This is a genomic window from Nostoc linckia z4 (assembly GCF_002608075.1).
Lineage (GTDB): Bacteria > Cyanobacteriota > Cyanobacteriia > Cyanobacteriales > Nostocaceae > Nostoc > Nostoc linckia.
The window spans coordinates 1-26,528 of the sequence record NZ_LAHA01000045.1 but is presented as its reverse complement, the minus strand read 5'-3'; the positions used below and the strand labels follow the sequence as shown (position 1 = coordinate 26,528).

Sequence of the window (26,528 nt, the reverse complement as noted above, 5' to 3'; positions counted from 1 at the left end):
ATCAATATGATTGGCATCGCGTCAAACAGTAATCCAAATGAGACAGTTAAAGTCCTTGTTGTTGAAGATGAATATATTCTCGCCATCAACTTACAAGAAAGTTTACAATCTCTGGGATATACTGTTTTAGATATTGCCGATTCGGCAGAATTAGCAATTGAAAAAGCAACTCAGTTGCGCCCCAACTTGATTTTAATGGATATTAGATTACGGGGTGAACTCGATGGCATTCAGGCAGCAGAGCAAATTTGGCTTTATTTGCAAATTCCGGTAATCTACGTCACCGGTCATTCAGATAAAAGTACTGTGGAGCGGGCAACACTCACATCTCCTTTTGGATATATTCTTAAACCCATCAAAGAAAAAGAACTTTACGTTGCGATTCAAACAGCTCTCAATCGCTACAATCGAGAGCAGTTTTTGACTTCTGTACTTCGAGGTATGGGTGACGGTGTAATTGTAGTAGATACCGAATTACACATTAAATTTATTAATGAAGTAGGTGAAGCCCTAACAGGTTGGCGATGGAAGGAAGCCAAGGAAAAAGTGTTAACTGAAGTTGTCAAATTTGTTGATGAACAAACTCTACTTCCAATCAAAAATCCAATTATCGTAGCTTTTGAACAACAAACTATTATCTATCTTGGCACTCAGGTTTTACTCGTTAACAAAGATGGTACAACTATTCCAGTAGCTGATAGTGCTACTCCTTTGAAAGATAACAACGGTGTGATTACAGGAGCCGTACTGGTTTTTCGGGATGACACGCGAAGACGGCTCACCGAAGAACGCAATCTTGCTGCTGAACGTGCTAAACAACTAGAAATTCAAGTGGCAGAACTCGAAAGATTAAACAAGTTAAAAGAAGACTTTTTAATAACTACTTCTCATGAAATGCGAACGCCACTGTCAAACATCAAAATGGCAATTAGCGTCCTAGAAAATATTTTAGATCGACAGGGAATTTTTAATTCAGAGGAAAGTTTTACATCTGAAATTGTAAATCGTTATCTCAGCATCATGCGCGACCAATGCGAACAAGAATTAGATTTAGTAGACGACTTGTTGTACATACGAATGATTGATTCAAATACCTATCCATTGGAATTAACTGCAATTGAACTCCAAAGTTGGCTTCCTCATATAGTGGAGGGTTTTGAAGCACGTATTCAGCAACAACAACAGATATTAGAACTGAGAGTTTCTCGCGATTTACCATCTTTAGTTTCAGACTTGACAAGCCTGACGGAAATTATCTCAGAGTTACTAAACAATGCTTGTAAATACACTCCTGCCAATGAACAAATTCAAATAACTACCCAGTTCGTTAATATCACAGAAAGTGTAGTCAATGAAGATGCCAAATCTGATGTATCAAATAATCTAGAAATTCCTTACTTTGAAATTACTATTAGTAATTCTGGAGTTGAAATTCCCATAAATGAACAATCTCGAATCTTCGATCCGTTTTACCGCATTGTTCAAAACCAAACACAGGAGCGATCTCAAATTTTCGATCGAGTTTATCAGATTGTGCAGAGCGATCGCCGATATTATGGTAACACAGGATTAGGTTTATCATTGGTTAAAAAATTAGTCGAATATCTCCAAGGCACAATTGAAGTTAACAGTTCTCAAGGCTGGACAAATTTTATTGTCAAACTGCCTGTGAGAATCTTGGAGGAGTAATTAGGGAACTTTTAGGGTTGACGGTTGACTGTTAACTGTTAACTGTGAACTACAAACAGTCTCCTACAGAATATTTTTTACTTTCAAGTTTCTTAAGACTCTGGTTGTTCTATGGGAATTTCGATGGTGAATTCTGCTCCTTGGCCAACAGATGAGTTACAAGTAATGTTTCCTCGATGTTTTTGCACAATAACTTGATAACTAATAGACAATCCTAAGCCACTACCTTTGCCTACAGGTTTTGTGGTAAAAAATGGATCGAATAAACGCGATCGCAATGAATCTTGGATACCAGGGCCATTGTCAGCGATGGTAATTTTGACCGTGTTAGAGTTTGTCATCTGCGTGTAAATCTGAATTTGGGGTATTAGCAGTGGTGAGTGCTGAGTGTTGACTGTTGACTGAGGAGTTATTATTCTCTTCTCGTCTTCCCATCTCCCCATCTCCCCATCTCCCCATTCCCCACTCCCCACTCCCTTTTCTAAAGCATCTATCGCATTATTTAATAGATGCATAAATACTTGATTGAGTTCGCTCGCATAACACTTGATTCGAGGCAAATTGCCATAATTTTTAACTACAACAATTGCAGGACGATTAGGTGTTTCCTTGAGCCGATGCTGTAACATCACTAAAGTATTATCAATACCTTCATGGATATTGACTCGCTTGATTTCGGATTCATCATGTCGAGAAAAGTTTTGTAATGCCAATACTATTTCTCGAATCCGATTGGAACCTCTGTACATTGCGGCTATCAAATCTTGCAAATCTCTAATCACAAAATTCAGGTCTATATCTTGAGATACTTGCTGAATTTTTGGTGTGGGTTGGAGATATTCTTGTTGATAAACTTCAATGATATTTACTAAGTCTTGTACATATTGACCAGCATATTGGAGATTTCCATAAATAAAACTGATCGGGTTATTAATTTCGTGAGCGATGCCAGCTACTAACTGCCCCAAAGCTACCATTTTTTCGTTTTGAATTTGTTGAACTTGGGCAGCTTTCAAGTTATCGAGAGCTTGTTGGAGTAAAAAATTTTTTTCTTGCAGTTTAACTTGGAGTAAGCGTAAATTAATCTGATTTTCAATTCGCAATACAACCTCTGCTCCATGAAAAGGTTTGGCGATATAATCCACACCACCCACATCAAAGGCTTTTGCTTTATCTAAAACATCATCAAGGGCGCTAATAAAGATGACTGGAATTTCACAAGTTCTATCGTCAGCTTTTAGCTGTTGGCAAACTTGATAGCCATCCATACCTGGCATATTAATATCAAGTAAAATCACATCTGGTAGCAGCATTTGACAAGCAGTCAAGGCCATTTTGCCATTTAAGGCTTTGCGGACTTCAAAACCTTGTGCAGTCAACATTGCTGACAAAAGCCGCAAATTATCTGGGGTATCATCTACCACCAAAATATTTTTTTTATGATAAGTAGTTTGATTTAAATCCATTATTCAAAAGTTATATTTATCAAATTTTAGGTAAAAATAAAAATTGCCAAATTACTAAATCAAAATTTACAATTAATCTCGTATAATTATTATATTGATTCATGAAATTTTATCCAAGTTATTCAATTATTGTGATTTGCCATTAGTTTTTAGGAATCATATTTGATTTGGTGAAAAAACTCGCCCTCACATCGAAAAAATTGATTCTCTATTCCCTCCCTATCGCGCTTGCGATGCGCGAACGCGCACCACGCAAATAATTTCAGAAATCAAAGCGGATTCCTATAGTAAATACAGATTTGAAATCATCCTGCAAATTTTGGTCGATTTCGCCAAAATAAATAATATATTTATAGTTTAACTCCCACAGTGCTTGGAGAATTTTACAGATGATAAAAAGTATTGGCTAGTGAGGAGCTTTGCGGTGGGAAAATTTCTATACAATCTAGTGAATAGCACCTCCACGTCAGCTAACCAAGGGTTAATTATGAAGTTTTTGTCAGGCGTTATTTGGTTGCTACCATTGGGGTTCTGTAGCAAGTAGCTTCAGAACCAACTGTTCTTCTATCGGTTTAGAGAACAGATATCCTTGAGCAAAATCACAGTTTAAATTTCTCAGTTGGGCTAACTGTTCTTGTGTTTCAACGCCTTCAGCGATGGCACTCATTCCCATTGAGTTAGCAATACCAATCATTGCTGGTACTAGTCCCATATTTTCTTCGTTTTCCTGCATCCGTTTCACAAAAGATTTGTCAATTTTTAATGCATTTAAAGGAAAGCTATGCAGATAACTTAAAGAAGAATATCCCGTACCAAAATCATCCATCACTAATTTAATTTTACGTTGCCTTAATTGTTCAAGAATTATTTTAATTGCATTAGTATTTTCCATGATTACACTTTCTGTAATTTCTAATTGTAAGTGTTCTGGATTTATTTGATTTTCATAAATTATGCGGTCAATTTGATCTACCAAGTTGGGCTGTGAAAATAATCTTGCGCTTAAATTTACACTAATGCTTAAAGGTTCTGGTGTGATTGGATGATGTTGCCAGATACTTAGTTGATGGCAAGCTGATTGTAATACCCATGTATTGATGGCACTAATTAAACCTGTTTCTTCGGCCACAGGAATAAATTCTATGGGAGAAACTAAACCACGACTCGGATGTCGCCAGCGTACCAAGGCTTCAAATCCGGAAATTCTGCCTGTATTTAGAGAAACTATTGGTTGATAATAAACCACGAATTCTTGCCTTTCAACAGCCCTCCGCAAATCATTTTCTAATTCTAAAAGTTGAATTGCTTCTTGATGCATTGCTGGGTCAAAAACGTGATATTTTGCCCTTCCTTGAGCCTTGGCGCGATACATTGCAGTATCAGCATCTCGCAGCAAATATTCTGGGCGATCGTAATCTTTATTTCCCCAACTAATACCAATGCTGGCATTCATAAATACTTCATATCTCGACAGTTTAAAAGCCAGTGATAGTTGTTGAAGAATGCGTTCTGCAACTTGAATGGCAATATTAATATCTGTAATATTTTCCAGGAGAATACCAAATTCATCGCCGCCTAATCGTGCTAGGGTATCAATGGGTATCAAGCATGTTTGCAAGCGGCGGGCGATGGCGATGAGTAATTCATCTCCTACTAAATGCCCAAGGGAATCATTAATTACTTTAAAGCGATCGCAGTCTAAAAACAGGACTGCAAATTTATAATTAGGTTCTTGTTTAGCACGATTGAGAGCATTTTTGAGTTGTCTGATAAACAAAACTCGGTTTGGTAATCCAGTCAGGGAATCATGCAGTGCTATATCTAGAATTTGACTTTGTAATTTTTGTCGTGAAATGATTTCCTCGTGGAGTTTTTGCAGAGCATTTTCTAACTCCCAAGTCCGCTGTTTGACTCGATGTTCCAGTTCCATATTGAGTTTCAAGATTTCTAATCGCGCTGCTCTTAAAGCCAGTTGATTTTGTACCCGCACTAACACTTCTTGAAACTCAAAAGGCTTGGTGATGTAGTCTACCCCACCTACGCGAAAGGCTTTCACTTTGTCAAACACATCATCCAAAGCACTAATAAAAATTACTGGAATATCGGCTGTTAGCTCCCAAGCTTTAAAGGTTTGACAAATTTCATAGCCATCTACTTCTGGCATCATAATATCAAGCAGAATAAGATCGGGTAATACTGTTTGAGTTGCTGTAAGTGCCATTTGCCAGTTCAAGGCTTTACGAACGTTATACCCTTCCCTTGTCAATATTGAAGATAAAACCCGCAGGTTATCTGGCATATCGTCAACGATCAAAATATCTTTTTTATAAGGGTCTAAATGCTCGTAATTCATTCTAGGTTTGTTCTAGTCAATTCCATGATTTTCTCAAACTGATAGTTATTTGCTAAATCCCTGAAAACTTGGAAAATTTGACTCTTATCTGATGGAATTTCCTTGAGTAACTGTAAAATCAGGTCATCGCTACAGCTAGCTGCGGCATAGTGTATCTGTTGCAGCCACTCAGGGGGCATTTGTGACAAATGGCTTAGGAGTTCAGCAACACTAGTAAACATTTGTGTGGGTTGCTCCACAACCGATGTGTTTGTGATTTGTATTTGGCTGGTATATTTTACGCCCAAATGTTCGCTCAGTTTTTTTAATAATACTTCCTGGGTGAATGGCTTGCGAATAAAATCATCACACCCAATAGACAGAGTTTTTTGGCGTTCTTCTTCAAAGGCGCTAGCAGTCAAAGCAATAATAATAGTCTGTTTAGCGGAACAGCCTTGGACTGTTTCAGGGAAATCGCAGCGGGGAGCTAAGGAATTTGCTGTTGCATGAGACTGATTTCCACTCAAGTGACTAGCAACTAGTGTTGGACTGGGGAAATTCATTTCATTTGATACAGCCAATTCTTTATGTCCGTTGCTCCATTCCCTATGCTCCAATTCTTGAGATTTAATAATTCTTGTGGCTTCATAACCGTCCATAACAGGCATTCGCATATCCATAAAAATCAAGTGCGGTTGCCAAGATTCCCAACTAACAATTGCTTCTCTACCATTTGTAGCTTCCTTAACTTCAAAGCCCATAGATGTAAGAATTTTAACTAATAACAAACGGCTTTCTTTGGAGTCGTCAACCACTAAAATACGGTATGCTTCTTCAGCAGGAGCTAAAGCCAAAACTGGATATTTATTTTGGTTTGTCGGCATTTCTCTAGGACAAGCCAGAGCAATTTGAACCTCAAAAGTAAATATACTACCAACACCAGGAGTGCTGCTGACAGTAATATCTCCACCCATCAATTCTACGTATTTGCGGCTAATTGCCAAGCCTAATCCTGTACCTTGTTGAGATTTTCTCCCGATTTCGGTTTGCTCAAAAGCCTCAAACAGCAAATCAATTTCTTCTGGGGCAATACCGCAACCAGTGTCTTCCACCTCGAAAATTAAGGATTGGGCATTGGTGAGGCAGTGCGGAGCAACCACGGCCATTTGGTATTGGTTATCTTCTTTGTCTCCTTGTCCCCAGACCCCAGTGCCCAATTTTACCCGCAGTGTCACTTTGCCCATTTCAGTAAATTTGATGGCGTTTCCTAACAAATTGAGCAAGACTTGATACAGTTTATTTTCGTCTGTTTCTACGTATTTAGGCAGGTTTGGTGCATATTCAAATACTAATTCTAAGTTTTTTGATGCAGCACGTAAGTGCAGTATTTCTTCTAAGTTCTTCAACAAATAAATTAAATCAAAGCTGCTGAGATTTAATCTGATTCTACCAGCTTCAATTTTGGACATTTCAAGAATGTCGTTAATTAAATTTAATAGATGTTCGCCAGCACGATTGATAATTGCTAAATTTTCTTGATGTTCGCTAGATAATGAATAATCTAAACTCATGACTTGGGTAAAACCAAGAATAGCGTTGAGTGGAGTACGCAGTTCGTGGCTCATGTTAGCAAGAAATTCGCTTTTGGCGAGGTTGGCGGCGGCGCTGCGTGCGGCTTCGCGGACGGCTGCTTGTTTCTCCTGTGCCGCGATTTTTTGTGATTCAATCAGTTCTTCTTGGGTGATTTGCAATTGCTCAATAACTTGCTGAAATTCATCAGTACGTTTTTTGACTTGAGCCTCTAGGATAAGATTGTATTCTGCTAATAATTTTTCTGCTTGTTTGCGTTCAGCAATCTCAAAAAATGTAGCGATCGCAAAAGCCAAATTCCCTGATTCATCATAAATTGGTTTGCCTAAAACTTCAATGGGAATAATCTTTTCATCATAACGAATCTCCATATCATCAATCCTGGTGCTTTCGCCTTGTAATGCTCTAATAATCGGTAAGCGATCGCTAGGATAAAGTTGATTTTTACCAGCAAGATAAGCTTGATATACCTCTGATAATTTTTCGGGGATAACTTCTGTTACTATCCCTTGACCTAAAATTTCTTGAGCAATTTCGTTTGTATAATAAGGGTTACCTTGAGCATCTATAATAAAGACACCTACTGGCATCGCTTCTAAAAATTGAGTCAACTGACTTTGACTTTCAGATAGCGCTTCATTTAAAATTTGCATTTCAGCGTTCTTGGCTTCTAAAATACTAAAGGACGCTTCCAGCTGCTTGGCCATAGTTTCAAATGATTTAGCCAGTTCCCCTAACTCATCAGAACGATTAATTTTTGGTGTTTGCTGCCATTCCCCTTTTGCAATTTTCTTAGCTGATATGTTTAATTCCAGAATCGGCTTAATTATCCAGCGAGCAGTAAAAATGCCAACTTCTATAGCTACTAAAAAAGCAATTATAGATAGCACAATCGTGGTACGAGTATTGGCGTTTATTTGCTCCATAAATTCCCCTTCAGGAATTACAGCTACAATTAGCCAATCCAAACCAAAATCGTCTTGCCAATTTTTTACTTGCACAAAATAATCTATACCATCGGCAGTAAAATTTAGCTGTTTTTTACCAGCAATTAAGTTCAAATTTCCAAATTTTTTGATTAAATATTGTGTTGTGATTCCAATTACAGAATCTTGGCTATCTAATCCCAATACTCGCTTTGGTTTACCATTGACTATACTATATGGTGGTTGACTAGAAGCAGCCACGATTAATCCCGAACGCTCTAATATAAATGTTTTACCCGATTGTCTGGTCTTTAATTGGGATAAAAAATTGCTGATTTGCGACAAGAGCAAATCAATACCAATTACTCCTATCAGTTGACGATTTCTATCGTAAACAGGATAGCTGGAAGATATAGACAAAATTTCTGGTTTATCTTCCCATTGATAAATTTGACTCCAAATTGGTTTGCCAGCTTTGACTGCATCTGCATACCACGCTTCTTCGCGAGGATCGTAATTTTTGATTTCCTGCAAATGCTGGCGATTTCCTTGGTTATCTGTAGTGTAAACATAAAGTTTACCTATACCTTGTTTTTGGGTAACTTCATTAATTAATAAGCTGCCATTATCTAAACGCTCAATACCAATAAATTCACCTTTGGAATTGGCAAAGTTGTTGTAGCCAATGTTAAAAACCTGCATTTGCTTCCAAAAGTATTTTCCAGTGGATTGAAAGTCAGAAAGTTTGACTAAATTTAGTTCAATTGCATTTAAATTAATTTGATTGATTTGTTTTGGAGTTGTTAAATAGCTATCAAGATGCTGTTCAATGCGATCGCAAATTTCGTTTTCCAATTGAGCAGCAAGTTCTTTTACCGCTTTTTGTCCGTTTTCATAGGAAAGATACCCCACTAGTCCCACTGCTGCACAAATTTGCAATATAAACGGGACAATCAGAATATACCTCAGGGGCATCTTGGCATAGACTTTGCTCACTAAGCAATTGAGAGATTTGACGGGTTGAAGTTTAGATAACATTGTTTTTTAATTCTTCCCCAGAGGTTACTAGGGTCATTTTTGCCATATAAGCTACATTTAATAACAGAATAACTACGGTATACCATAGTTCAGCTTATGACATATTTTAGGCTTTAAAGTATAAAAAAACACTAAATTTTATTTAATATACTTGTTTGACTGACTGAGTTCCTCCAATATCTCAATTTTCAGACTTGATGGTTATACCTGAATTTGCTCGATTTCATCTAGCAATCTATCAATAGATTTTCCCCAACAGAAATTGAACCGAACAGCTACAGTATGCCATTCTGAAATTCAGGTTGCCATTAGCACCGAACCCTATATTTAATTTTGAATTGCTGATGTGTTGGTTTTCTGGGGTTAAAACCTTGAGGTTTATACAAAAATCCAGATCTGAAGTACAACAATTTTTAAATTGTGATGTAAATACATACTAAAAATAAAAAAAATCAAAAAAAATTTACTCTATATTTTATAATTTTGCAAAATATTAATTTATTATGAAATTATTTCAACTTTTGTCCCGATTTGTAAAATTTTTCCGGCTGATGATGCAGGTAATTCTGTATTAATGCTCAATCTGTAGAAATGATTAAAACGCGATGAAGTAACCCATTTTGGTAAGGTTGCTTGGCGATGATTGACAAAGATTTTTTGAAAGTTTGGATAAGCTTCCCCCAAGTAAGAATCACGTGTTGGCACTATACAACGCTGACAAGGTTTAACTCCAAAAAAATCCACATCTCCGACTCTAAACGAAACTAAATCACCTTGTTCGCGAAATAGCCGATCTTCCCAAAATGCTGGTACACCATCGATTTCGATGTTGGCGCGGATTCTACGGCGCATTTCATCTACACTTAAACCGGGAAACCAAGAAGCCACTTCTGTTAAAGTTGCTGTACTAATTACCGTTGGGCCTGGTGAGTCGGTATCATCAGGAAAGCCCATAAGAGAATTTTGTTTGAGTGTTACAGGAAACTCAAAAAAATCACTCAAAGTTGCTTCTAATGCTTGCTGTTCCTCATGCAAATGAAAAACTTGTTGTGAGTCAATACCAGGAATTTTTAGCGATATAGTTTTATCTAAAAATTTGAATTGTGATGAATAAGACACCCGCAGTAAATGAATTTTGCCGTGACGCTTGCCATTTACAAATCGACCCCGTTCATCAAAAATGGCAAATTCTCGGTCATGTTCTAGCGCGCCACTGTCAAGAACTTTAGCACGCTCAACTTCAACACCATCCAGAGACTTAACTGGATATAGTAAAATTTTAGCTAGGTAAGGTATCATAGCAATTTTCAATTGTTAACAATTCCCCCAACATGGTTGAGAGGCCAAAAGCGAAACACAGCACGACCAATAATATTCTTGCGGGGGACAACACCCCAACAACGGCTGTCGTAGCTACTATTACGATTGTCACCTAGTACTAAATATGAGTCTGTTAGTATTGTCTGGGGTTCAGCCAAGAAGGGTGGTTGCGCCCCTGATGAACAAACATCAATTGATGTATTCTGACCTGGACTAATATAATTGTCTTCTAAAAGAGGTTTATTGTTGAGATAAACTTTGCCATTTTGAAGTTGTACTTTTTCTCCAGGTAAACCAATTACGCGTTTAATAAAAGCATCTTGGTATTGTTCTTTTTTTAATTCTTCAGTAGGAGAAAAAACCACAATGTCTCCCCGTTGTGGTTGAGAAAATTTATACTTCAATTTATCCACAATGATTTTATCTGCCTCCCACTGGTTTGGTGTACCATGCAGAGTCGGTTCCATAGCACCAGAAGGAATCCAGCGTATTTCAGTAAAAATTAGGATATAGGCAGCAAAAATCCAGAAGACTAGTATTACACTACCTTCTATAATTAGCTTACGGTTGATACTAGGCATATCACACCAATTTAAAATTCACGCATCCAGACATTAAGAAAGCCGACAGAACAAGGGTTTCGGAGTGTGTATCTGTGGCATTCTTTTTTAAATAGGTATCAGGTTTTCTTGTGGTTTGTTAGTTGTAATTTCTCCTTTGCTATTTTTTGAAATCGATGACTAACGACCAATAATGTATTTATGGAGTTGTTTGTGGATATAGCGGTGTTTTATCAATTCCACCAATGTGATTAAGAGGCCAGAAGCGGAATACAGCCCGACCAATAATATTTTGACGGGGGACAACACCCCAACAACGGCTATCGTAACTACTGTTACGATTGTCACCTAGTACTAAATATGAGTCTGTTGGTATGGTTTGTGGTTTTGCCAAAAAGCGCGGTTGGGGAGCGTCTTTACAAACATCAATAACTGTACTCTGCCCGGAACTAAGATAATTTTGTTCTGGTAGGGGTTTGTTATTGATATAGACTTTACCATCTTTGAGTTGTACTTTTTCTCCAGGTAAGCCGATTACACGTTTGATGAAAGCATCCTGGTATTGTTCTTTTTGTAGCTCTTCCGTAGGAGAAAATACTATAATATCTCCGCGCTGGGGGTTAGCAAATTTATATTTCAATTTATCGACAATAATTTTGTCTGCCTCCCACTGGTTTGGTGTACCATGCAGAGTTGGTTCCATCGATCCAGAAGGAATCCAGCGTGCTTCAGCAACAAAGGTACGAATTCCCAGAGCGAGAACAATGCTTAAAACAATTGTTCTACCAAGCTCTGCGATCCAGGAATTATCGGGTTGTTGACTAGAGTTGTTATCAGACACTTTATTTTGCATGAAATTACTGAACTAAGAGAGAGGAGGTAGGTAATTAACTAAACTAAATGGATTTTATCTGTTAATGTTAACGGAAAAATTTTAATTTCCCAGTTAAATTCGGATTTTCACGAGGTTGTTCATAAATTAAAAATAAACTTTTTTTTAACGCTCCGCAAAAATTAGTTACTCAGAGCGCGACTAAGTTTAACCTAAAAGCATAGTTGTCTGTCATATACAACCACTGCTGTGGCGGCAAGATTGGGTTACAGAAGTAGCTTGAATACTTGCCAAGATTACATTTCCTGATTTTAAATTTTCAATTGGAATTCCTAACCCCCATGTTATCTTCAAAAAGTTTACTGATTCGCCACGCTCGTATTATCCTACCCAATGGTGAAACAATGATTGGGGATGTGCTGACGCGCGATCGCCAAATAGTCGAAGTAGCGCCAGAAATCTCCCAAACCGAACTAGCCACAGAAATTGACGCACAAGGGTTAACTTTGTTGCCAGGAGTCATCGATCCGCAGGTACATTTCCGCGAACCAGGACTAGAACACAAAGAAGATTTGTTCACTGCCAGTTGTGCCTGTGCCAAAGGGGGAGTGACTTCTTTTTTGGAAATGCCCAACACTCGCCCCCTGACAACAACACAGCAAGCTTTAGATGACAAGCTAGAACGTGCCTCACAAAAATGCTTGGTTAATTATGGCTTTTTTGTTGGGGCAACAGCAGAGAATCTACCAGATTTGCTTCTAGCTAAGCCAACACCAGGCATCAAAATTTTTATGGGGTCGATGCATGGTCAATTGCTGGTTGACGGGGAAACGGCATTGGAAGCGATATTTGCTAAAGGATCTCGCTTGATTGCTGTTCATGCCGAAGACCAAGCTAGAATCAATCAACGACGCCAAGAATTTGCTAACATTCACGATGTCGCCGTTCATTCCCAAATTCAAGATAATCAAGCAGCTTTGTTGGCAACTCAACTAGCATTAAAACTTTCTAAAAAATATCAACGTCGTTTACATATTCTGCATCTATCAACGGCCGATGAAGCAGAGTTGCTGCGTCAGGATAAACCGAGTTGGGTAACAGCAGAGGTGACACCACAGCATTTGTTACTAAACACCAACGCTTATGCACAGATTGGCACTTTAGCACAGATGAATCCCCCTTTGCGATCGCCCCACGATAATCAAGTCCTCTGGCAAGCTTTAAAGGATGGCGTAATTGATTTTATCGCCACAGATCATGCACCCCACACCTTAGAAGAAAAAGCCCAAGAATATCCCAATACACCATCGGGAATGCCTGGGGTGGAAACTTCTCTGGCTTTAATGTTAACTGCGGCAATGGAAGGAAAGTGTACTGTTCCTCAAGTTGTGAATTGGATGTCTAAAGCTGTGGCTGTGGCCTATGGTATTCCCAATAAAGGAGCGATCGCACCAGGTTATGATGCTGATTTGGTGCTTGTAGATTTGAACACATATCGTCCAGTCCGGCGCGAGGAATTATTAACTAAGTGCGGTTGGAGTCCTTTTGAAGGCTGGAACCTCACCGGCTGGGCTGTAACCACCATTGTCGGTGGTGAAATTGTTTATGACAAAGGCCAGGTAAACACTCAGGTGCGGGGTCAAGCTTTAAATTTTGTCTAGCAAACATTTATACATAAATATCATTAGTGCATATATCTAAGGGAACTCCAAAAAATAAATCATTCCGATTTAGGTCGTTGACTGTTTACTGTTGACTGCTGAGTGTCAACGGTCAACGGTCAACAGTCTTCTATGGAATATTTTTTTACTTGGAAGTCCCTAAGTATATTTATGTTAGTCAAGTTATTCTAAAATTTATCGTATTTTTACGCCATAACACTCAATAGATAACAGCTAATAAGCTATGGGTTTGAAATACTCTTGATTTCAGAGCTTAACGCTGCTACAACAGTTATATTTTCTGTAGAAATACGATAATAATTACTTATTTATTTTTATATCTAGTATTATTTACAGATGTAGATAACAAAAAATATTGATAATTGAAATTACAAATAACTAATCTAAAAAATAAAATATTTCTGTATAGATTATTTAGATAAGTTGGGAATAATAAGTATCAGAACAAGTTAAACGATTTAATACATAACTTGCTTGTCGTTTAACTTTTTTCTACTAACTTTAATTGCTCAATAATTTAGATTAGTTCTCAAAATTACAGCAGAGAACTAATCAGATTTAACCCAGCCGATTAAGTGTTGTACGACCTCTCGTTTAACCCAACAACAGTTTACATTTGCTTGACTAGTAATTCGTCAAAATTAGGTTTTTAACAGATTTTTCCAAAATAAAACTAGTAGATATAACAGTCATAAGCAAGAAAGTAAAATCTTGAATACAGGCTGTTAACGGTTAACAGTTAACATTCAACATCAAATCGTATATCTGCTGTTCAAAAATTCTCTCGTTTATTTTTGGTTGAGATAACAATGTTAGTGATTTACAGTGGTGAACGTGGTAGTGGTAGGTAAAAGGCAATACGGTTCAGTTAACGAATTTATCTATGAAGGCAGGGGGGCTATTAGCAGAAAGCAGGGGAGAAAAAAGCTTAATTGAACTGTGTTGAGATAAAAGGAGTGTACAACTCCTATTCATAGTGAATTGTGACTTTCGGTTTGGAGAATTCTGCTGTAAATGACAGCAATAATTTTATCAATGGCACAATCGAAAGGTGTGATTTCTGCCTGACGTAGGCGTAGCCCGTCTTTGACATCGCCATCGTCTCCATATATCAAATTTATACTCACATAACTATCTGGCTTGTAGGGCATTCGTTCTGCCCATTCAATAGCCACAATTCCTGGCGTCACCTCAATACCTTCCCAGTAACTTTCTAAATTCAGGCTTAGAACTTCCTGTGGTTCCAAGCGATATAAATCCAGGTGGTAAAGGGGCAGGCGTCCTTCAGTATACTCATTAATCAAAGTAAAAGTGGGACTGACAATGGGTTCAGTAATTCCCAAACCCTTACCAATGCCTTGAACCAGGGTAGTTTTACCTGCACCCAAATCACCCTCCAGTAAAATTACACTGCCAGCAGGTAGAAATTCACCGAGAATCATACCTAAACGTAGTGTTGCCTCTGTATCTGCAAGACAAATTTTCATAATTAGTCATTAGTCATTAGTCATTAGTCATTAGACTTCTTGCATAAGTCGGGAAAAGGGGAAGGGGGGCCCCCTCTGGGGATAAGGGGCAGGGGAAAGGGGGAAAGGTTTGGTATTTTCCCTTTACCCTTTAACCCCTTCGGGGTTCGCCAGTCGCTCATGGGGGAAACCCCCAAGACCGCGCTGGCTCACCTTTTCCCTTTGACCACAAGAGTCCAAAAAGCAATGCAAGCAAGAGGTCTATTAGTCATTAGTCATTAGCTAATAACCAATGCCCCATGCCCCATGCCCCATGCCCATTGCCCATACTTATCTTCCCTGATTAGCTCTACCGTACCACCGCAATAACACGCGTGCTAGTTTCTGGGGGTTGTGGCGTACAATACCTGTTTCATCTTCATATAAAACATGAGCTGGCACGATTCGGCGTCCTAACTCAATTACAGCTTCTCTGTCTAGGAAAACGGGATGGGAATTTTGTTGGGCGTAGCGGATGAGTGATTGTTCGGAGGGGGATCTTTTCTGTACTAGAACAGCATCAAACAGCTGTCTTTGCTGACAAGCAGCATCAATGGCTCGGATATGATCGGCAACAGTATATCCTTCAGTTTCTCCTGGTTGAGTCATTATATTGCAGATATAGATACGGGGAACCTTTGCTTTGGCGATCGCATCGGCAATTTCTGGTACTAATAAATTAGGAATCAAGCTAGTATAAAGGCTACCTGGGCCAATAATAATGTAATCTGCTTCTTTAAGTGCCTTAATAACTGCTGGTATCGCTGGGGGATTAGCTGGAATACAACCAATTTTGATAATTTTCCCGCCAGCTTTGGGAATATTAGACTCTCCTTCAATGCGGCGACCGTCGGCTAATTCTGCCCAGAGGCGAACATCACTGAGAGTTGCTGGTAGTACTTGTCCCCGCACTGCTAGCACTTTGGAACTGGCTGCAACTCCACGTTCCAAATCTCCAGTAATATCACTCATCGCTGTTAAAAATAAATTGCCAAAACTATGGCCAGTTAACCCATCTCCAGCACGAAAGCGATATTGAAATAATTCCGTTAATAACTTTTCTTCATCTGCTAGGGCTGCTAAACAATTACGAATATCCCCTGGTGGTAGTACGCCAAATTCCTGGCGCAATCGCCCAGAAGAACCACCATCATCAGCTACAGTTACAATGGCAGTAATATTAGCGCTGTAAGTTTTTAATCCCCTCAACAAGGTAGAAAGCCCTGTACCACCGCCAATCACTACTATTTTCGGCCCTCGGTACAATCGACGATGAGCCAGCAAAACATCAATCAGTTCTTCATCATCATCGGTTCTTAACACCTTAGTAATTGAGCCTACGGTGCGAGTTTGTCCCCAAAGGAGTAACAGTAAGCCGCCAAGCAGCACCAAAGGGCCGCTGACATAGTTAGGTAAGATCTCGGTGATTACTCCCAGGAAACCCCGAACCAACTCGAACATCCAAAAAATTGGGGTCAGCTTAATCCAAATAGCTAACCCCAAAATTGCTAGTAGTACACCTCCAACACTGATTAACAACCAACGTTTAATCGATAATCCAGGGGATAACCATTTAAACCACTGGTTAACGCGATAGGAAGTACGAGAGGGCGACTGCTTTCGCAGGGCGTTGAGGGCTTGTCGGAGAAAACCAATTGACATACCTAGATTCACAGCAGTGCTACAAACTAATAATTAACAGAAAATCTACACCACTTGGTTTCAAACACTAGGCGTGAAACTATTATATTTTTCAATCCCATTAGACTAACAAGCAAGTTGCCAAGATTGCCAGTGTTCTCAGTTAAACAATATCTTTGACTTGGTAAGAGTGAATTTAATGGAAAAACGAATTTTAGGATTAGATCCAGGACTGGCAATTTTAGGATTTGGGGCAATTACCTGTAGACAAACACCCAACAAGATGCAACAGACCACAGTAAATATGCTGGATTTTGGGGTAATCAAAACATCAGCAGATGTGGAAATGTCACAGCGCCTATGCACCTTATTTGATGATTTACACACTGTAATCGAGGAATTTCAACCAGATTTAGTGGCGATCGAAAAACTATTTTTCTATCGTATGTCAAGTACTATCTTTGTTGCACAGGCGCGGGGTGTAGTTATGTTAGTCTTGGGACAGCGCCGACTCCCTTATGTGGAATTTACTCCTGCTCAAATTAAACAAGCTTTAACAGGGTATGGCAATGCCGATAAATCTGAGGTGCAAGAAGCGGTGGCGAGGGAACTCGATTTAGATGAAATTCCCAAGCCCGATGATGCTGCGGATGCTTTGGCGGTGGCTTTAACAGCGTCTTACCAGATTTAATGATGTACATAGGTAATAGGGTTCTTAAGTAGGTAATAGGGTTCTTAGGTAGAGAATGCGGTTCTTTACTGACTGTCACACGTCCCTGAAACCCTTACCAGATTGAAAGTATTATATTCCCAAGGAGTTACGGAATTACGAACAAAGAACAAGCCAAATTGAGGTTAACACACTCAAGGCAGAGTTACGCTTGAATTTATCACAAGCGAGCCAAAAAATCTCAAAATATTCAAATTATTTGCCATACAGTAATTGCGCCGTGCCGTAATCTAGAAACGAGAGAGTTTTAGAAATATTGATTTTTCATTAGTTTGTTTGCATTTGCTTTTTCTGGAATCGGATTCGTTATAAATTAAGAACTAATACTGGGGAAAGTATAACTAAACAAAGCTTTAGGTTTTTGATTAAGAAAAAAATGTTTAAGCTGCACCCAACAAGTATGAAGTGGTGAGTGAAAAACCAATAAAAAGCACCAGCCTCGAAGGTTTGTCCCGTTTTGCCTTACGAAAAAAGAAGCGGAGACTGCGACAATGGCTAAACGTAAAAGAACAACAAACCAAGCAGTTATAGAGAAATGACTTCAAGAAGGTCGGGGTCAAGGGAGTGGTGCAGATTATAAACCATGGTTGACCATTCAAGATGTCAGTTCAAGCGGTTTAAGCAAGCGCATCCTTGGAGTCACAACCAAAAGAAGACATGAGTTATTGAGTCAGCTTGAAAGCAACTACTTCTATATCTTAGACTGGGCAAAAAATGTAACAGACATCAAAGAGCAATACCCCCTTTTACCATTGTCAGAAACTCTCTCAATAGCCGCAAACATAGGTATTATTCATCCGCAAGACCCAAAAAACAAAGAACCGATTGTGATGACAACAGACTTTTACATTGAAGTTCAAAAAGGTATGGGTGTTGAGTATCAAGCTCGTACAGTAAAACCTTCAAATCAATTGGATGATAAGCGAACCATAGAAAAATTAGAGATTGAACGTCAGTATTGGCAAAGAAGAAATATTAGCTGGGGAATAGTCACTGAACGCGATATTCCATTAGAAATTGTCAAAAATCTGAAGTGGATACGTATTTGCGTTGATTGGGATGCGCTCGATTTATCAGAATACGAAATCTTGCAGGCTAAAAAACTCTTGAGTCAAAATCTGACTCAAAGAAATGACTCACTAACTTCTATTTGTGCTGACTGTGACAGAGAACTTGGGTTAAAAACAGGTTGCAGTTTAGCAATTGTGAGAAATATGTTGCAAACACGCGAATTATTAGTTGATTTGCATCAACCAATTCATCCCCGAAAGAAACTTGTAATTACCAAAACTCAATTTTAGCACCCTAAGAGCATTAGTATAAACCGGCTTTATCTTCGTAACTGAGGTACTTTATGCTATCAGTTAACCAAATCATTTGCTGGCACAGTGATAATCAGCTTGAGAGAGTTATTCATATTAATTCACTGTCCTCTTACATAGTTACTATCGATATTAATAACGTATCGGCTCAACCAACGATTCACAGATACAAAGAAATCGAGTCAGCTTTTTTGTTAGAACAAGCCAGCATATTACATGGCGACCCTGATGCCAAATATTTAATTCCTGATAGCGAACTTTCTAGTATTCAACGTGAATATAGAGACAACGCATGGGAGGCTATTTCCTTAATCATTGCTTATGGAGAGTCAATTTTTGACCCATGTAAACGAAGCCAAATAATTAAGGAAGTAAAAGAACAAACTGGGCGTTCAGAACCAACTATCCGTAAAGATTTGCGGAGATACTGGCAGGGAGGGCAAACTAAAAATGCTCTAATTCCGAGATTTAATAGCGGAAAAGGCCAAGAAAAACCGAATCCTATTTCTTCGTATAGTCCTAGCATCTTAAATTATCTTTGTAAATATGCTTTATCAAAATTAGAGTCTTTACCTGAACCTACTTTCTGGTCGGATGAGGATTTAAAAAACTTTGTAAAAGCATATAAAATATTGACCACAGGAAAGTATCCTAAGCGAGGACGACCAAGTTTTCTTTCACAAGTTCTAGGTAAAAGGCTTGGTATCAACATTACAGTTGAGATCCGAGAAAAGTTCCGTAAAGGTATAAAGCTATTTTATGAAACTCGACAAAAAATTCCATTAACAAAGGCTTATCAAAAAACCCTTGAAAAGTTCTTTCATGAAGGTTACAAATTATCAGATGGCATTTTAGTTCCTAACTTACCACCATCAGAAGAACTACCAAGCTTCGACCAGTTTAAATATTGGTATGAAAAAGACTACGATCTTAGCCAAAAACTGATAGCGCGTGAAGGGAGTATTCGATATAACCTTCGCCACAGAGCAGTTTTAGGAAATTCGACCCAGATGGCTTTTGGCCCAGGTGCATTATTTCAAATAGACTGCACAATTGCGGATTTGTATTTAGTGAGTAAAATCAACCGTAACTGGATTATTGGCAGACCAACTCTTTACTTAGTGATTGATGTTTTTAGCCGAATGATTGTTGGATTTGCTGTCACCTTAGAACCAGCAAGTTGGCTAGGCGCAATGTTAGCTTTAGAAAACACAATAACAGAAAAAGTTGAATTTTGTAGAAATTACGGCATAGAAATTATTGATTGGGAGTGGCCTTGCCATCATCTTCCTGCTGGAATTATTGCAGACCGTGGTGAGTTAGAAGGTTATAACGCAAATAATCTCTCAGACTGTTTAGGTATAGAAATCAATAACACTCCTCCTTACCGAGCTGATTTTAAAGGTATCATTGAACGGAGTTTTCGTGCTTTTAACGATGAAATTATTCATTGGCTTCCAGGTTCAGTCAAGAAACTTCCAGAACGTGGTGAAAGAGATTACCGTATTGATGGAGTCTTGACTATAGATGCATTTAGAAAACTAATGATTCTCTTTATTCTTGACCACAACAATGAAAATCTTTTGATTTAGCTATTTATGATATTTCAAAAGTAATTCCTTTGCTAGCAAATCTTATATTTGCTAGATTGAAGCCTTTTCTAGGAATAAAACTATGGCAGAATATCCGTTTGATGAATTCATGATTCAAGATGAACTAGAGCCTTATCCAGTCAATATATGGCACTGGGGGATAAAGAATAACTACCAATGTTTTCTTCATTGGCAAGACCCAGAAATTGTCCGTCAGAATCTTCTACCAACAAAAACTGCTTTTGTTACCCGCGACTGTATTTCCTTTAAAAAACTGCACTACAGTTGTGATTTAGCTATACGTGAGAGATGGTTCGTTGAAGCAAAAAATAAAGGTGGTTGGAAAATTACTGTTGCGTATGACCCTCGAATAGTTAACAACATCTACATCCGTTTAAATCCAGGTAAAGCGATGGAACCTTGTTCTTTACTTGATATTGACCAGAAGTTCAATGGGTGTGAGTGGAGTGAAGTAGAAGACTATTACAGACGCATAAACGAGAAAAAACAAGCAGCCCTGACACGTAAAATTCAGACACGAGCCCAACGGAACGCTCAAGCTCAAGAGATTCTTAAACAGGAAACTAAAGAGACTGAAAAAGCGAGTAGTGGTTACAGTAAAAGTTCCCGACTTAAGGATATACGTGAACATCGTTTCACTGAACGTACTATCGAACGAAAAGAACAAGCTTGGAATTTAACAGCAGATAAAGCTTCATCACAACCGGGACAAGATATTCCTATATCAGTGGTTTCTCCACCAGAAAAAAACGAAGAAGGTTATGTTGCACCCCATCGACCTACTGACAAATTACGTAAATCTCGTCAAAGGAGATTAAGTAATGACACCTAATAAAAAGTTAGAAAATCAACCTCTATTAGTTTTCAAAGGTAAGCAAGTAGAGGCTTCTTACCATGATGGAATTTCTATTTATAGTGGAAATCCATGTATTGAGGCATTACCACTGCTTAAAACAGAAGATGAAGTAATAGATGATTTGGAGTTTTACCCAGATTTTAATGAAAAAGAGCGTAATTTGCCAAATCATCTCCGCTTACATCTTATCCAAATTGTACTGGATATATTTGTTCCTATGAGCTTTCATCTTGACTTAGAGCAGCGCTTCTCACGGATGATACGTATAGGATATAAAGCTCGTAATCCAGCTAACAAATTATTTTGGCAAGATGTAAAAAACAAAATAGACTCAATGGATGATGCCAAGAAAACAAGTAGATGTCAGCGTTCTATTGCCACAGGGTTTACTATTCTTGGTATTAGTGGAATCGGGAAATCTACCGCAGTTCAAGAAATTATCAACCTCTATCCCCAAGTTATTTATCATAATTGTTATTGCGGTCTAAATTTGACATTAACACAGTTGGTTTGGATGATACTAGAGTGCCCTGCTGATGGTTCAATTAAGGGTTTATGCCTGAACTTTTTTCAAGCTGTAGATGACATATTAGGAACTAATTACTACGAAAAATATGGTGGAAATGGACGGAGAACAATCAATGAAATGATGCCATATATGGCGAGAGCCGCTTCAAATATTCATTTAGGAGTGCTTGTGATTGACGAAATTCAAAGACTTACTAAATTGAATGTTGGAGGTTATGAAAAAATGTTAGATTTTTTTGGACAGTTAATTAATACGATTGGGATACCAGTTGTATTGGTAGGAACTTATAAAGCATGGTCAATTTTAGGTAGTGAATTTCGTCAAATTCGCCGTGGTACAGGACAAGGAGATTTTATTTGGGACAGAATGCAACCTCATGACGAAGATTGGGAATTATTAGTAGAAGCACTCTGGGAATATCAGTATGTGCAACATCCTTGTAAATTAACGCCAGAATTGAGCGATGCTCTTTATTATGAATGCCAGGGTATTACTCACTTCGCTGTTATATTATTTATGCTGGCACAAGTAAGAGCAATCACCACTGGTACAGAAAAAATTACAGTGGGCATTATCAAATCAGTCGCCAAAGATTGCTTACGCACGGCTAGGGGAATTTTAAATGCTTTGAAGTCAGGAAATATTGAAAAGCTGAAAGACTGTGAAGATGTACTTCCAATTGATATCGAAAAATTTATTGAATCAGAGCATAATCAATTAACTATTGAAGATCCACCTGAAACTAGAAGTCATTATCCAGATGAGAATTTAGATAAAACTATTGAGAGACAAGAGATAAAACTAACTCCAAATAATGTACTCGATTTTGACATAAAGCAATCGATTACCCAGAAGGAAAATATTTCTACCTTTTCTAATCATCAGGCAAGAAAAAATTCTCCAGAAGACTCTGCAAATCCTCAAAATTTTGGTCATTTATTAGAAGTATTAGCAGATATGAAAGCTCGCTGTATTTGTGGTTATCAGGCTTTTAAAGAAGCTGGCTATATTTTTGCAGCGACTGAACACTTGAGTGACGTTTAGGAGGAAATGCGGACTATGATTGCCTTTTTCCCAGATCCCTATCCAGACGAACTACTTTACAGTATCTGTGCTAGATATACAGACATAGTTCAGTATCCAGGTAGTAGTTCTGCAAACCAAGAACTGTTTGGTAGTAGAAGTAAAATTGCCAGCGTTGACCTACCAATTAACCTAAGCTACTTGGTCGCCAATTTACCTCCTGGACATCAATATACAGAAGACCAGCTAATTGACAAGCATACACTACTACCTTTTTACACGCAATTTTGTCCGCAAGAGCGAATTGGCTTAGCGGGACTTAGACAAAAATCAAGCCCAAATGTAACCCAAACTAGCTTTGTAAGCAGCAAACACGTCACGGTTTAGGGTCAACCAATCAAAAAATCGGTAAGACATAGCGGTTCTAAAGGCTTCCAAAGCTTCAGTAAAAGTGTTCAAGGGTTTATTAGCCCACCTGCGTCTCAAGCCTCCTGTCAACTGATGCCACAGAATAAAAGTGTAGGCACAGAAAACCAGAATAAAATGGCGCAGTAAACTCCTTTTATCTCGAACTTGATATTCTTTAAGCCCTAACCATCCCTTGGCTTCTCGATAGAAAACTTCCACCCAATTGCGTTGAGAATAAGTGTCAACTATCCATTGAGGCGTAACAATTGATGAGGAAATATTAGTAATAAAATAATCAATATCAGTGGCTTGAGCGAAAGTATCAGCATTCATGACGATAGCTATACTGCGCTTACCCTCTAGACGCGATATCTCTACTTCAAAAGTTGCTACCCACACTGTTCTGGGTTTATCTAAGTTTATTTGAATTTCGCTAAAAGCCTCTTGAGGTAAACTCTGTGCCAATTCATCTAGCCTAATTGTTTGTTGATTATTTTCTTGCTGACTAATTGTGACTTTTCGATTTTTGGCTACTCCTCCTAAATACTTTAATCTTCTCTTTTCTAGTTCTAATAGGAATGATGTATTGTTACCATATCCCGCATCTACAATCACTATTCCTGGTTGATATCCTCGCTCCAAAGTTTGGTCTATTAACTTGATTGCTATCTCTGTTTTTTTCTCAAATAGTGGGTCTTGTTTTCCCTCTGGTAGTGAATCAGCGTGCTGATATAACTCTATATCTAATGGTAGGCTTTTTCTCCCATCATATAAATGACTTGTTACTACTACTAACCCGTTATCTGTTTTGCCAATTTCTCCGATATATTGTCTTCCCACCCCCTGGGTAAAATTACCACTTTTTCTATGACCTGAATCATCTATTATCAAGCTGAATCCTCTACTGATTCTGGTCTGACTACATTTGTTCATTACCTGTAAGCGTCGTTCATTCACTTGTGAACTAGACCAAGGTGCATCTGTTAAAAAGCGGAAAGTCTGAGCGGAGGCTTCCTCCGATCAGAACTTTCCAAGAGAGTGGTGTAATCGATGATAATTCACTCCTACGGCGTTCTCTGCGATTTGGAACAGGTTTTTCCGCTCGCTTTCTCCTAATAATCCCCCTAAATAATGTCTAAACTCCCTTTTTTGCGCTTTATGACTAAATACATCGTCAAACCTTTGACACCATTTTTCAAAGCATGGGGGCATGGCTGTGGGTGTTGTCTCTTTCATCGGGGTTGGTTTGACGTAAAAGCTTTGCTATCTCAGTATCTTACCGTTTTTTAACCTCTTTTTTTGCCTAAGTCCCGTTAGTTAGAGCTGACATGAAAGGAAGTAATAGTTCGCAAGTCCGCGCACATTTGGGAATTTTAAGTAAGCACATACCTCAATGGCTGCAATTTTGCCCTCTGTGTGCAGAAAGTGATAGGAAGAAGTTTGGTGTGCCTTACTGGCATCGTTTACATCAAGTACCTGGGGTAAAAGTTTGTCCTGTTCATCATGTTTTTCTGGAACAGAGTACTGCATCAGTACGCACAGAGCGTCGGTTTTGGGAATTTATTAGTGCTAACCGCGTTATCAGAACGACAAAGCCACGTCCACTTTCGTTTACAGAACCTTCCCATGAAATACTGGTAAAAATTGCTCATGATGTGGCGACTTTACTAGAGCAACGAAACTTAACTCCTTCTGGTAGCGAATTACGAAATCGTTACCTTTACTTATTAGCAAAGCAAGGATTAGCAACTTATAGAGGACATCTTTATGCCAAAGCTCTGATGTCAGCTTTTGGGGATTTTTATCCGACTCAAATATTACAGTCACTTGACTGTTCTTTAGATTCAACTAGCTATCAAAACTGGCTTTTTTGCATTATTCGTTCACCTTTGAGTCAGGCAGAAAATCCTTTGCATCATTTATTACTTATACATTTTTTAGGCTATACGGCTGATGATTTTTTTCAATTGCCAACTGAGTTTCATCTGTTTGGAAAAAGTCCCTGGCCATGTTTAAATCCTGCTAGCGACCACTTTCAACAACCGACAATTCCAGAATGCCGTATAAAATACTACAATGGGAGAAAACCTACAGGTACTTTTGTTTGCCCATGTGGTTTTGTCTACGCTCGAAAGGGCCCAGATGAAAGTGAGTCAGATAGATATAAAATTGGTCGCCTCATCTGTTATGGACATATTTGGTTAGAGCGTCTCCAAGAACTATGGCTAGATTCAACGGTTAGTGTCCCTGAAATTGCACGTAAGTTAGGGGTGAGTTATCGAACTGTAAAATTTCAAGCCATAGCTCATGGTTTACCATTTCCTCGGTCGGAATTGAATCTAATCCTGCCCTCGGAATTAATCCAACTAAATGCTGACAATAAGGATAAAAACATAAGCAAGCCGACAACTTTAGATATCCATCGTCAAAAGTGGTTAGAAGCACGACATCTTTATCCCGAAGCTAGCCGGACGATGTTACAAGATAAATTTCCTGTTTCATATCGCTGGTTGAGAGAGAATGACTATGAGTGGTTTAACACGCATCTACCAGATTCACTTCGTGTTTTTAACCAAAAGGGAAGGCTGCAAGTTGATTGGCAAAGCCGTGACAAACAGTTAGCCAGTGCAGTTAGAAAATCAGCTGTTGATTTAAAGAATGCTCCATTGAGACCGATATGGCTCACAAAAACAGCGATTACCAAAAAAATCGGCATCAGAAAGCTTGTGAGTGTTAGTAAAGACAAGTTACCGTTGACACTAAAGGTTTTGGATGAAGTAGTAGAAACCCATGAAGAATATGCTATACGTCGTCTAGGGTGGGTAACTCAACGCTTTCAACAGGAAAATGTATGTCCTCCACGATGGCTGTTGTTGCTACGTGCTTCTTTGAAGCCTGCAACTGTGGCTTTGCCAAGAGTAACAGCCGCAATTGAGGAAGCTTTGAAGACATTAGAGTGTTTTAAAACTTAGTGGCATGACATTATTTACCTGAAAGCATGATCTCCCTAAGTTCAAAGCGAGTAGGAGGAAGCACGATGCTTTGTGCATTTCCCGACCCCTATCCAGGAGAATTGGTCTACAGCATTTGCGCTCGCTTTCAGGAACGAGTGCAGTACCCCAGCCTGCGTTCAACAGTTGAAGATTTATTTCAAACTAAAAATGCCATCGCGGGAGCAACGCGATTTTGTGAGGTCGGGTAAAAACCAAGCGTTCGCTAAAACTGACATTTGCGCATGAAGTAATTTTGTTTACAGTTAATATACGTAATCATACGATAAATCATCTTGATGAGATATCTCAAAAAGATTGCTAGTAAGTTATTTGACGATTATTTCCAAATATATCTACGATAAGTCTTTAATACTCAGTATCAATTATGGCAAACAATAAATTGAATACAGAATTAAAGTATAAAATTTATCAGGAAGTTTGGGGTTTGATAAACGAATTAAAGATAGAATCAC

Annotated in this window: 18 protein-coding genes and 1 pseudogene; 10 read left to right on the top strand and 9 right to left on the bottom strand. The window is 38.5% G+C overall.

All coding sequences use genetic code 11. The features are described 5' to 3' along the window. Positions 1 to 6: 6 nt before the first annotated feature. On the top strand, positions 7 to 1,689 hold the full coding sequence (locus tag VF06_RS27360; protein ID WP_099069050.1) for a hybrid sensor histidine kinase/response regulator: 1,683 nt from the start codon (positions 7 to 9) through the stop codon (positions 1,687 to 1,689). A 92-nt stretch (positions 1,690 to 1,781) separates the two neighbouring features. Here the strand turns inward: VF06_RS27360 and VF06_RS27355 are convergent, their stop codons facing one another. From VF06_RS27355 to lepB (VF06_RS27330), 6 genes are all read right to left on the bottom strand, one after another. After that, positions 1,782 to 3,155, bottom strand: a complete 1,374-nt coding sequence (locus tag VF06_RS27355; protein ID WP_099069049.1) for a hybrid sensor histidine kinase/response regulator — start codon at positions 3,153 to 3,155, stop codon at positions 1,782 to 1,784. A gap of 517 nt (positions 3,156 to 3,672) precedes the next feature. After that, positions 3,673 to 5,508: a two-component system response regulator gene (locus VF06_RS27350; RefSeq protein ID WP_099069048.1), complete on the bottom strand. Its 1,836-nt coding sequence runs from the start codon at positions 5,506 to 5,508 to the stop codon at positions 3,673 to 3,675. Further along, positions 5,505 to 9,041 (bottom strand): ATP-binding protein, encoded by a 3,537-nt coding sequence (locus VF06_RS27345; protein WP_099069047.1) that lies wholly within the window; start codon positions 9,039 to 9,041, stop codon positions 5,505 to 5,507. Before VF06_RS27345 ends, VF06_RS27350 begins: the two co-directional genes overlap by 4 nt. A 501-nt stretch (positions 9,042 to 9,542) precedes the next feature. Further along, positions 9,543 to 10,337 carry an MOSC domain-containing protein gene (locus VF06_RS27340; RefSeq protein ID WP_099069076.1) on the bottom strand — a complete coding sequence of 265 codons (795 nt, stop codon included), beginning with the start codon at positions 10,335 to 10,337 and terminating at the stop codon, positions 9,543 to 9,545. An 11-nt stretch (positions 10,338 to 10,348) separates the two neighbouring features. Further along, the gene (gene lepB / locus VF06_RS27335; RefSeq protein ID WP_099069046.1) at positions 10,349 to 10,942 is read right to left on the bottom strand and encodes a signal peptidase I; all 594 of its coding nucleotides are present in this window, start codon (positions 10,940 to 10,942) and stop codon (positions 10,349 to 10,351) included. A gap of 178 nt (positions 10,943 to 11,120) precedes the next feature. Then, on the bottom strand, positions 11,121 to 11,774 hold the full coding sequence (lepB, locus tag VF06_RS27330; RefSeq protein WP_099069045.1) for a signal peptidase I: 654 nt from the start codon (positions 11,772 to 11,774) through the stop codon (positions 11,121 to 11,123). A 320-nt stretch (positions 11,775 to 12,094) separates the two neighbouring features. Between lepB (VF06_RS27330) and VF06_RS27325 the strand changes: the two genes are divergently transcribed. Next, entirely contained in the window at positions 12,095 to 13,414 is a 1,320-nt protein-coding gene (locus VF06_RS27325) for a dihydroorotase (protein WP_099069044.1), read from the top strand. A 992-nt stretch (positions 13,415 to 14,406) separates the two neighbouring features. Here the strand turns inward: VF06_RS27325 and tsaE are convergent. Continuing rightward, on the bottom strand, positions 14,407 to 14,922 hold the full coding sequence (tsaE, locus tag VF06_RS27320; RefSeq protein WP_099069043.1) for a tRNA (adenosine(37)-N6)-threonylcarbamoyltransferase complex ATPase subunit type 1 TsaE: 516 nt from the start codon (positions 14,920 to 14,922) through the stop codon (positions 14,407 to 14,409). Positions 14,923 to 15,231: 309 nt separating this feature from the next. Beyond that, positions 15,232 to 16,602: a gluconeogenesis factor YvcK family protein gene (locus VF06_RS27315; protein ID WP_099069042.1), complete on the bottom strand. Its 1,371-nt coding sequence runs from the start codon at positions 16,600 to 16,602 to the stop codon at positions 15,232 to 15,234. 178 nt (positions 16,603 to 16,780) lie between these two features. On the opposite strand from VF06_RS27315, the gene ruvC reads away from it, so the two are divergent. The 6 genes from ruvC to VF06_RS27285 all read left to right on the top strand — a co-directional run bounded on the left by ruvC (position 16,781) and on the right by VF06_RS27285 (position 23,041). Beyond that, a complete protein-coding gene (gene ruvC, locus VF06_RS27310) occupies positions 16,781 to 17,272 on the top strand; it encodes a crossover junction endodeoxyribonuclease RuvC (RefSeq protein WP_099069041.1) in 492 nt (163 codons plus the stop codon). A 626-nt stretch (positions 17,273 to 17,898) separates the two neighbouring features. After that, positions 17,899 to 18,612 carry a TnsA endonuclease N-terminal domain-containing protein gene (locus VF06_RS27305; protein WP_099069040.1) on the top strand — a complete coding sequence of 238 codons (714 nt, stop codon included), beginning with the start codon at positions 17,899 to 17,901 and terminating at the stop codon, positions 18,610 to 18,612. A 53-nt stretch (positions 18,613 to 18,665) separates the two neighbouring features. Beyond that, positions 18,666 to 20,225, top strand: a complete 1,560-nt coding sequence (locus VF06_RS27300; protein WP_099069039.1) for a TnsB C-terminal domain-containing protein — start codon at positions 18,666 to 18,668, stop codon at positions 20,223 to 20,225. An 82-nt stretch (positions 20,226 to 20,307) separates the two neighbouring features. Next, the gene (locus tag VF06_RS27295; protein ID WP_099069038.1) at positions 20,308 to 21,078 is read left to right on the top strand and encodes a Mu transposase C-terminal domain-containing protein; all 771 of its coding nucleotides are present in this window, start codon (positions 20,308 to 20,310) and stop codon (positions 21,076 to 21,078) included. Then, entirely contained in the window at positions 21,068 to 22,675 is a 1,608-nt protein-coding gene (locus tag VF06_RS27290) for an ATP-binding protein (protein ID WP_099069037.1), read from the top strand. The genes VF06_RS27295 and VF06_RS27290 overlap by 11 nt, the downstream gene beginning before the upstream one ends. 15 nt (positions 22,676 to 22,690) lie before the next feature. Continuing rightward, positions 22,691 to 23,041 (top strand): TniQ family protein, encoded by a 351-nt coding sequence (locus VF06_RS27285; RefSeq protein WP_180267379.1) that lies wholly within the window; start codon positions 22,691 to 22,693, stop codon positions 23,039 to 23,041. Here VF06_RS27285 and VF06_RS27280 read toward each other — a convergent pair. After that, positions 22,985 to 24,298 (bottom strand): annotated as a pseudogene (locus tag VF06_RS27280) (IS701 family transposase). The gene VF06_RS27285 and the pseudogene VF06_RS27280 sit on opposite strands and share 57 nt — an antisense overlap. A gap of 92 nt (positions 24,299 to 24,390) precedes the next feature. On the opposite strand from VF06_RS27280, the gene VF06_RS27275 reads away from it, so the two are divergent. Both VF06_RS27275 and VF06_RS41320 read left to right on the top strand, forming a co-directional pair. Continuing rightward, the gene (locus tag VF06_RS27275) at positions 24,391 to 26,034 is read left to right on the top strand and encodes a TnsD family Tn7-like transposition protein (protein ID WP_099069035.1); all 1,644 of its coding nucleotides are present in this window, start codon (positions 24,391 to 24,393) and stop codon (positions 26,032 to 26,034) included. Positions 26,035 to 26,099: 65 nt separating this feature from the next. Beyond that, entirely contained in the window at positions 26,100 to 26,264 is a 165-nt protein-coding gene (locus VF06_RS41320) for a TniQ family protein (protein ID WP_180267380.1), read from the top strand. Positions 26,265 to 26,528 lie beyond the last annotated feature (264 nt).

What these genes read in the sequence shown, in the direction of transcription:
- lepB (WP_099069046.1), bottom strand. Translation starts at nt 10,942, where the DNA reads ATGCCTAGTATCAACCGTAAGCTAATTATAGAAGGTAGTGTAATACTA.
- VF06_RS27350 (WP_099069048.1), bottom strand. Translation starts at nt 5,508, where the DNA reads ATGAATTACGAGCATTTAGACCCTTATAAAAAAGATATTTTGATCGTT.
- VF06_RS27355 (WP_099069049.1), bottom strand. Translation starts at nt 3,155, where the DNA reads ATGGATTTAAATCAAACTACTTATCATAAAAAAAATATTTTGGTGGTA.
- tsaE (WP_099069043.1), bottom strand. Translation starts at nt 14,922, where the DNA reads ATGAAAATTTGTCTTGCAGATACAGAGGCAACACTACGTTTAGGTATG.
- VF06_RS27360 (WP_099069050.1), top strand. Translation starts at nt 7, where the DNA reads ATGATTGGCATCGCGTCAAACAGTAATCCAAATGAGACAGTTAAAGTC.
- VF06_RS27345 (WP_099069047.1), bottom strand. Translation starts at nt 9,041, where the DNA reads ATGTTATCTAAACTTCAACCCGTCAAATCTCTCAATTGCTTAGTGAGC.
- VF06_RS41320 (WP_180267380.1), top strand. Translation starts at nt 26,100, where the DNA reads ATGCTTTGTGCATTTCCCGACCCCTATCCAGGAGAATTGGTCTACAGC.
- VF06_RS27325 (WP_099069044.1), top strand. Translation starts at nt 12,095, where the DNA reads ATGTTATCTTCAAAAAGTTTACTGATTCGCCACGCTCGTATTATCCTA.
- VF06_RS27300 (WP_099069039.1), top strand. Translation starts at nt 18,666, where the DNA reads ATGCTATCAGTTAACCAAATCATTTGCTGGCACAGTGATAATCAGCTT.
- lepB (WP_099069045.1), bottom strand. Translation starts at nt 11,774, where the DNA reads ATGCAAAATAAAGTGTCTGATAACAACTCTAGTCAACAACCCGATAAT.
- VF06_RS27295 (WP_099069038.1), top strand. Translation starts at nt 20,308, where the DNA reads ATGGCAGAATATCCGTTTGATGAATTCATGATTCAAGATGAACTAGAG.
- VF06_RS27290 (WP_099069037.1), top strand. Translation starts at nt 21,068, where the DNA reads ATGACACCTAATAAAAAGTTAGAAAATCAACCTCTATTAGTTTTCAAA.
- VF06_RS27285 (WP_180267379.1), top strand. Translation starts at nt 22,691, where the DNA reads ATGATTGCCTTTTTCCCAGATCCCTATCCAGACGAACTACTTTACAGT.
- VF06_RS27315 (WP_099069042.1), bottom strand. Translation starts at nt 16,602, where the DNA reads ATGTCAATTGGTTTTCTCCGACAAGCCCTCAACGCCCTGCGAAAGCAG.
- VF06_RS27275 (WP_099069035.1), top strand. Translation starts at nt 24,391, where the DNA reads ATGAAAGGAAGTAATAGTTCGCAAGTCCGCGCACATTTGGGAATTTTA.
- ruvC (WP_099069041.1), top strand. Translation starts at nt 16,781, where the DNA reads ATGGAAAAACGAATTTTAGGATTAGATCCAGGACTGGCAATTTTAGGA.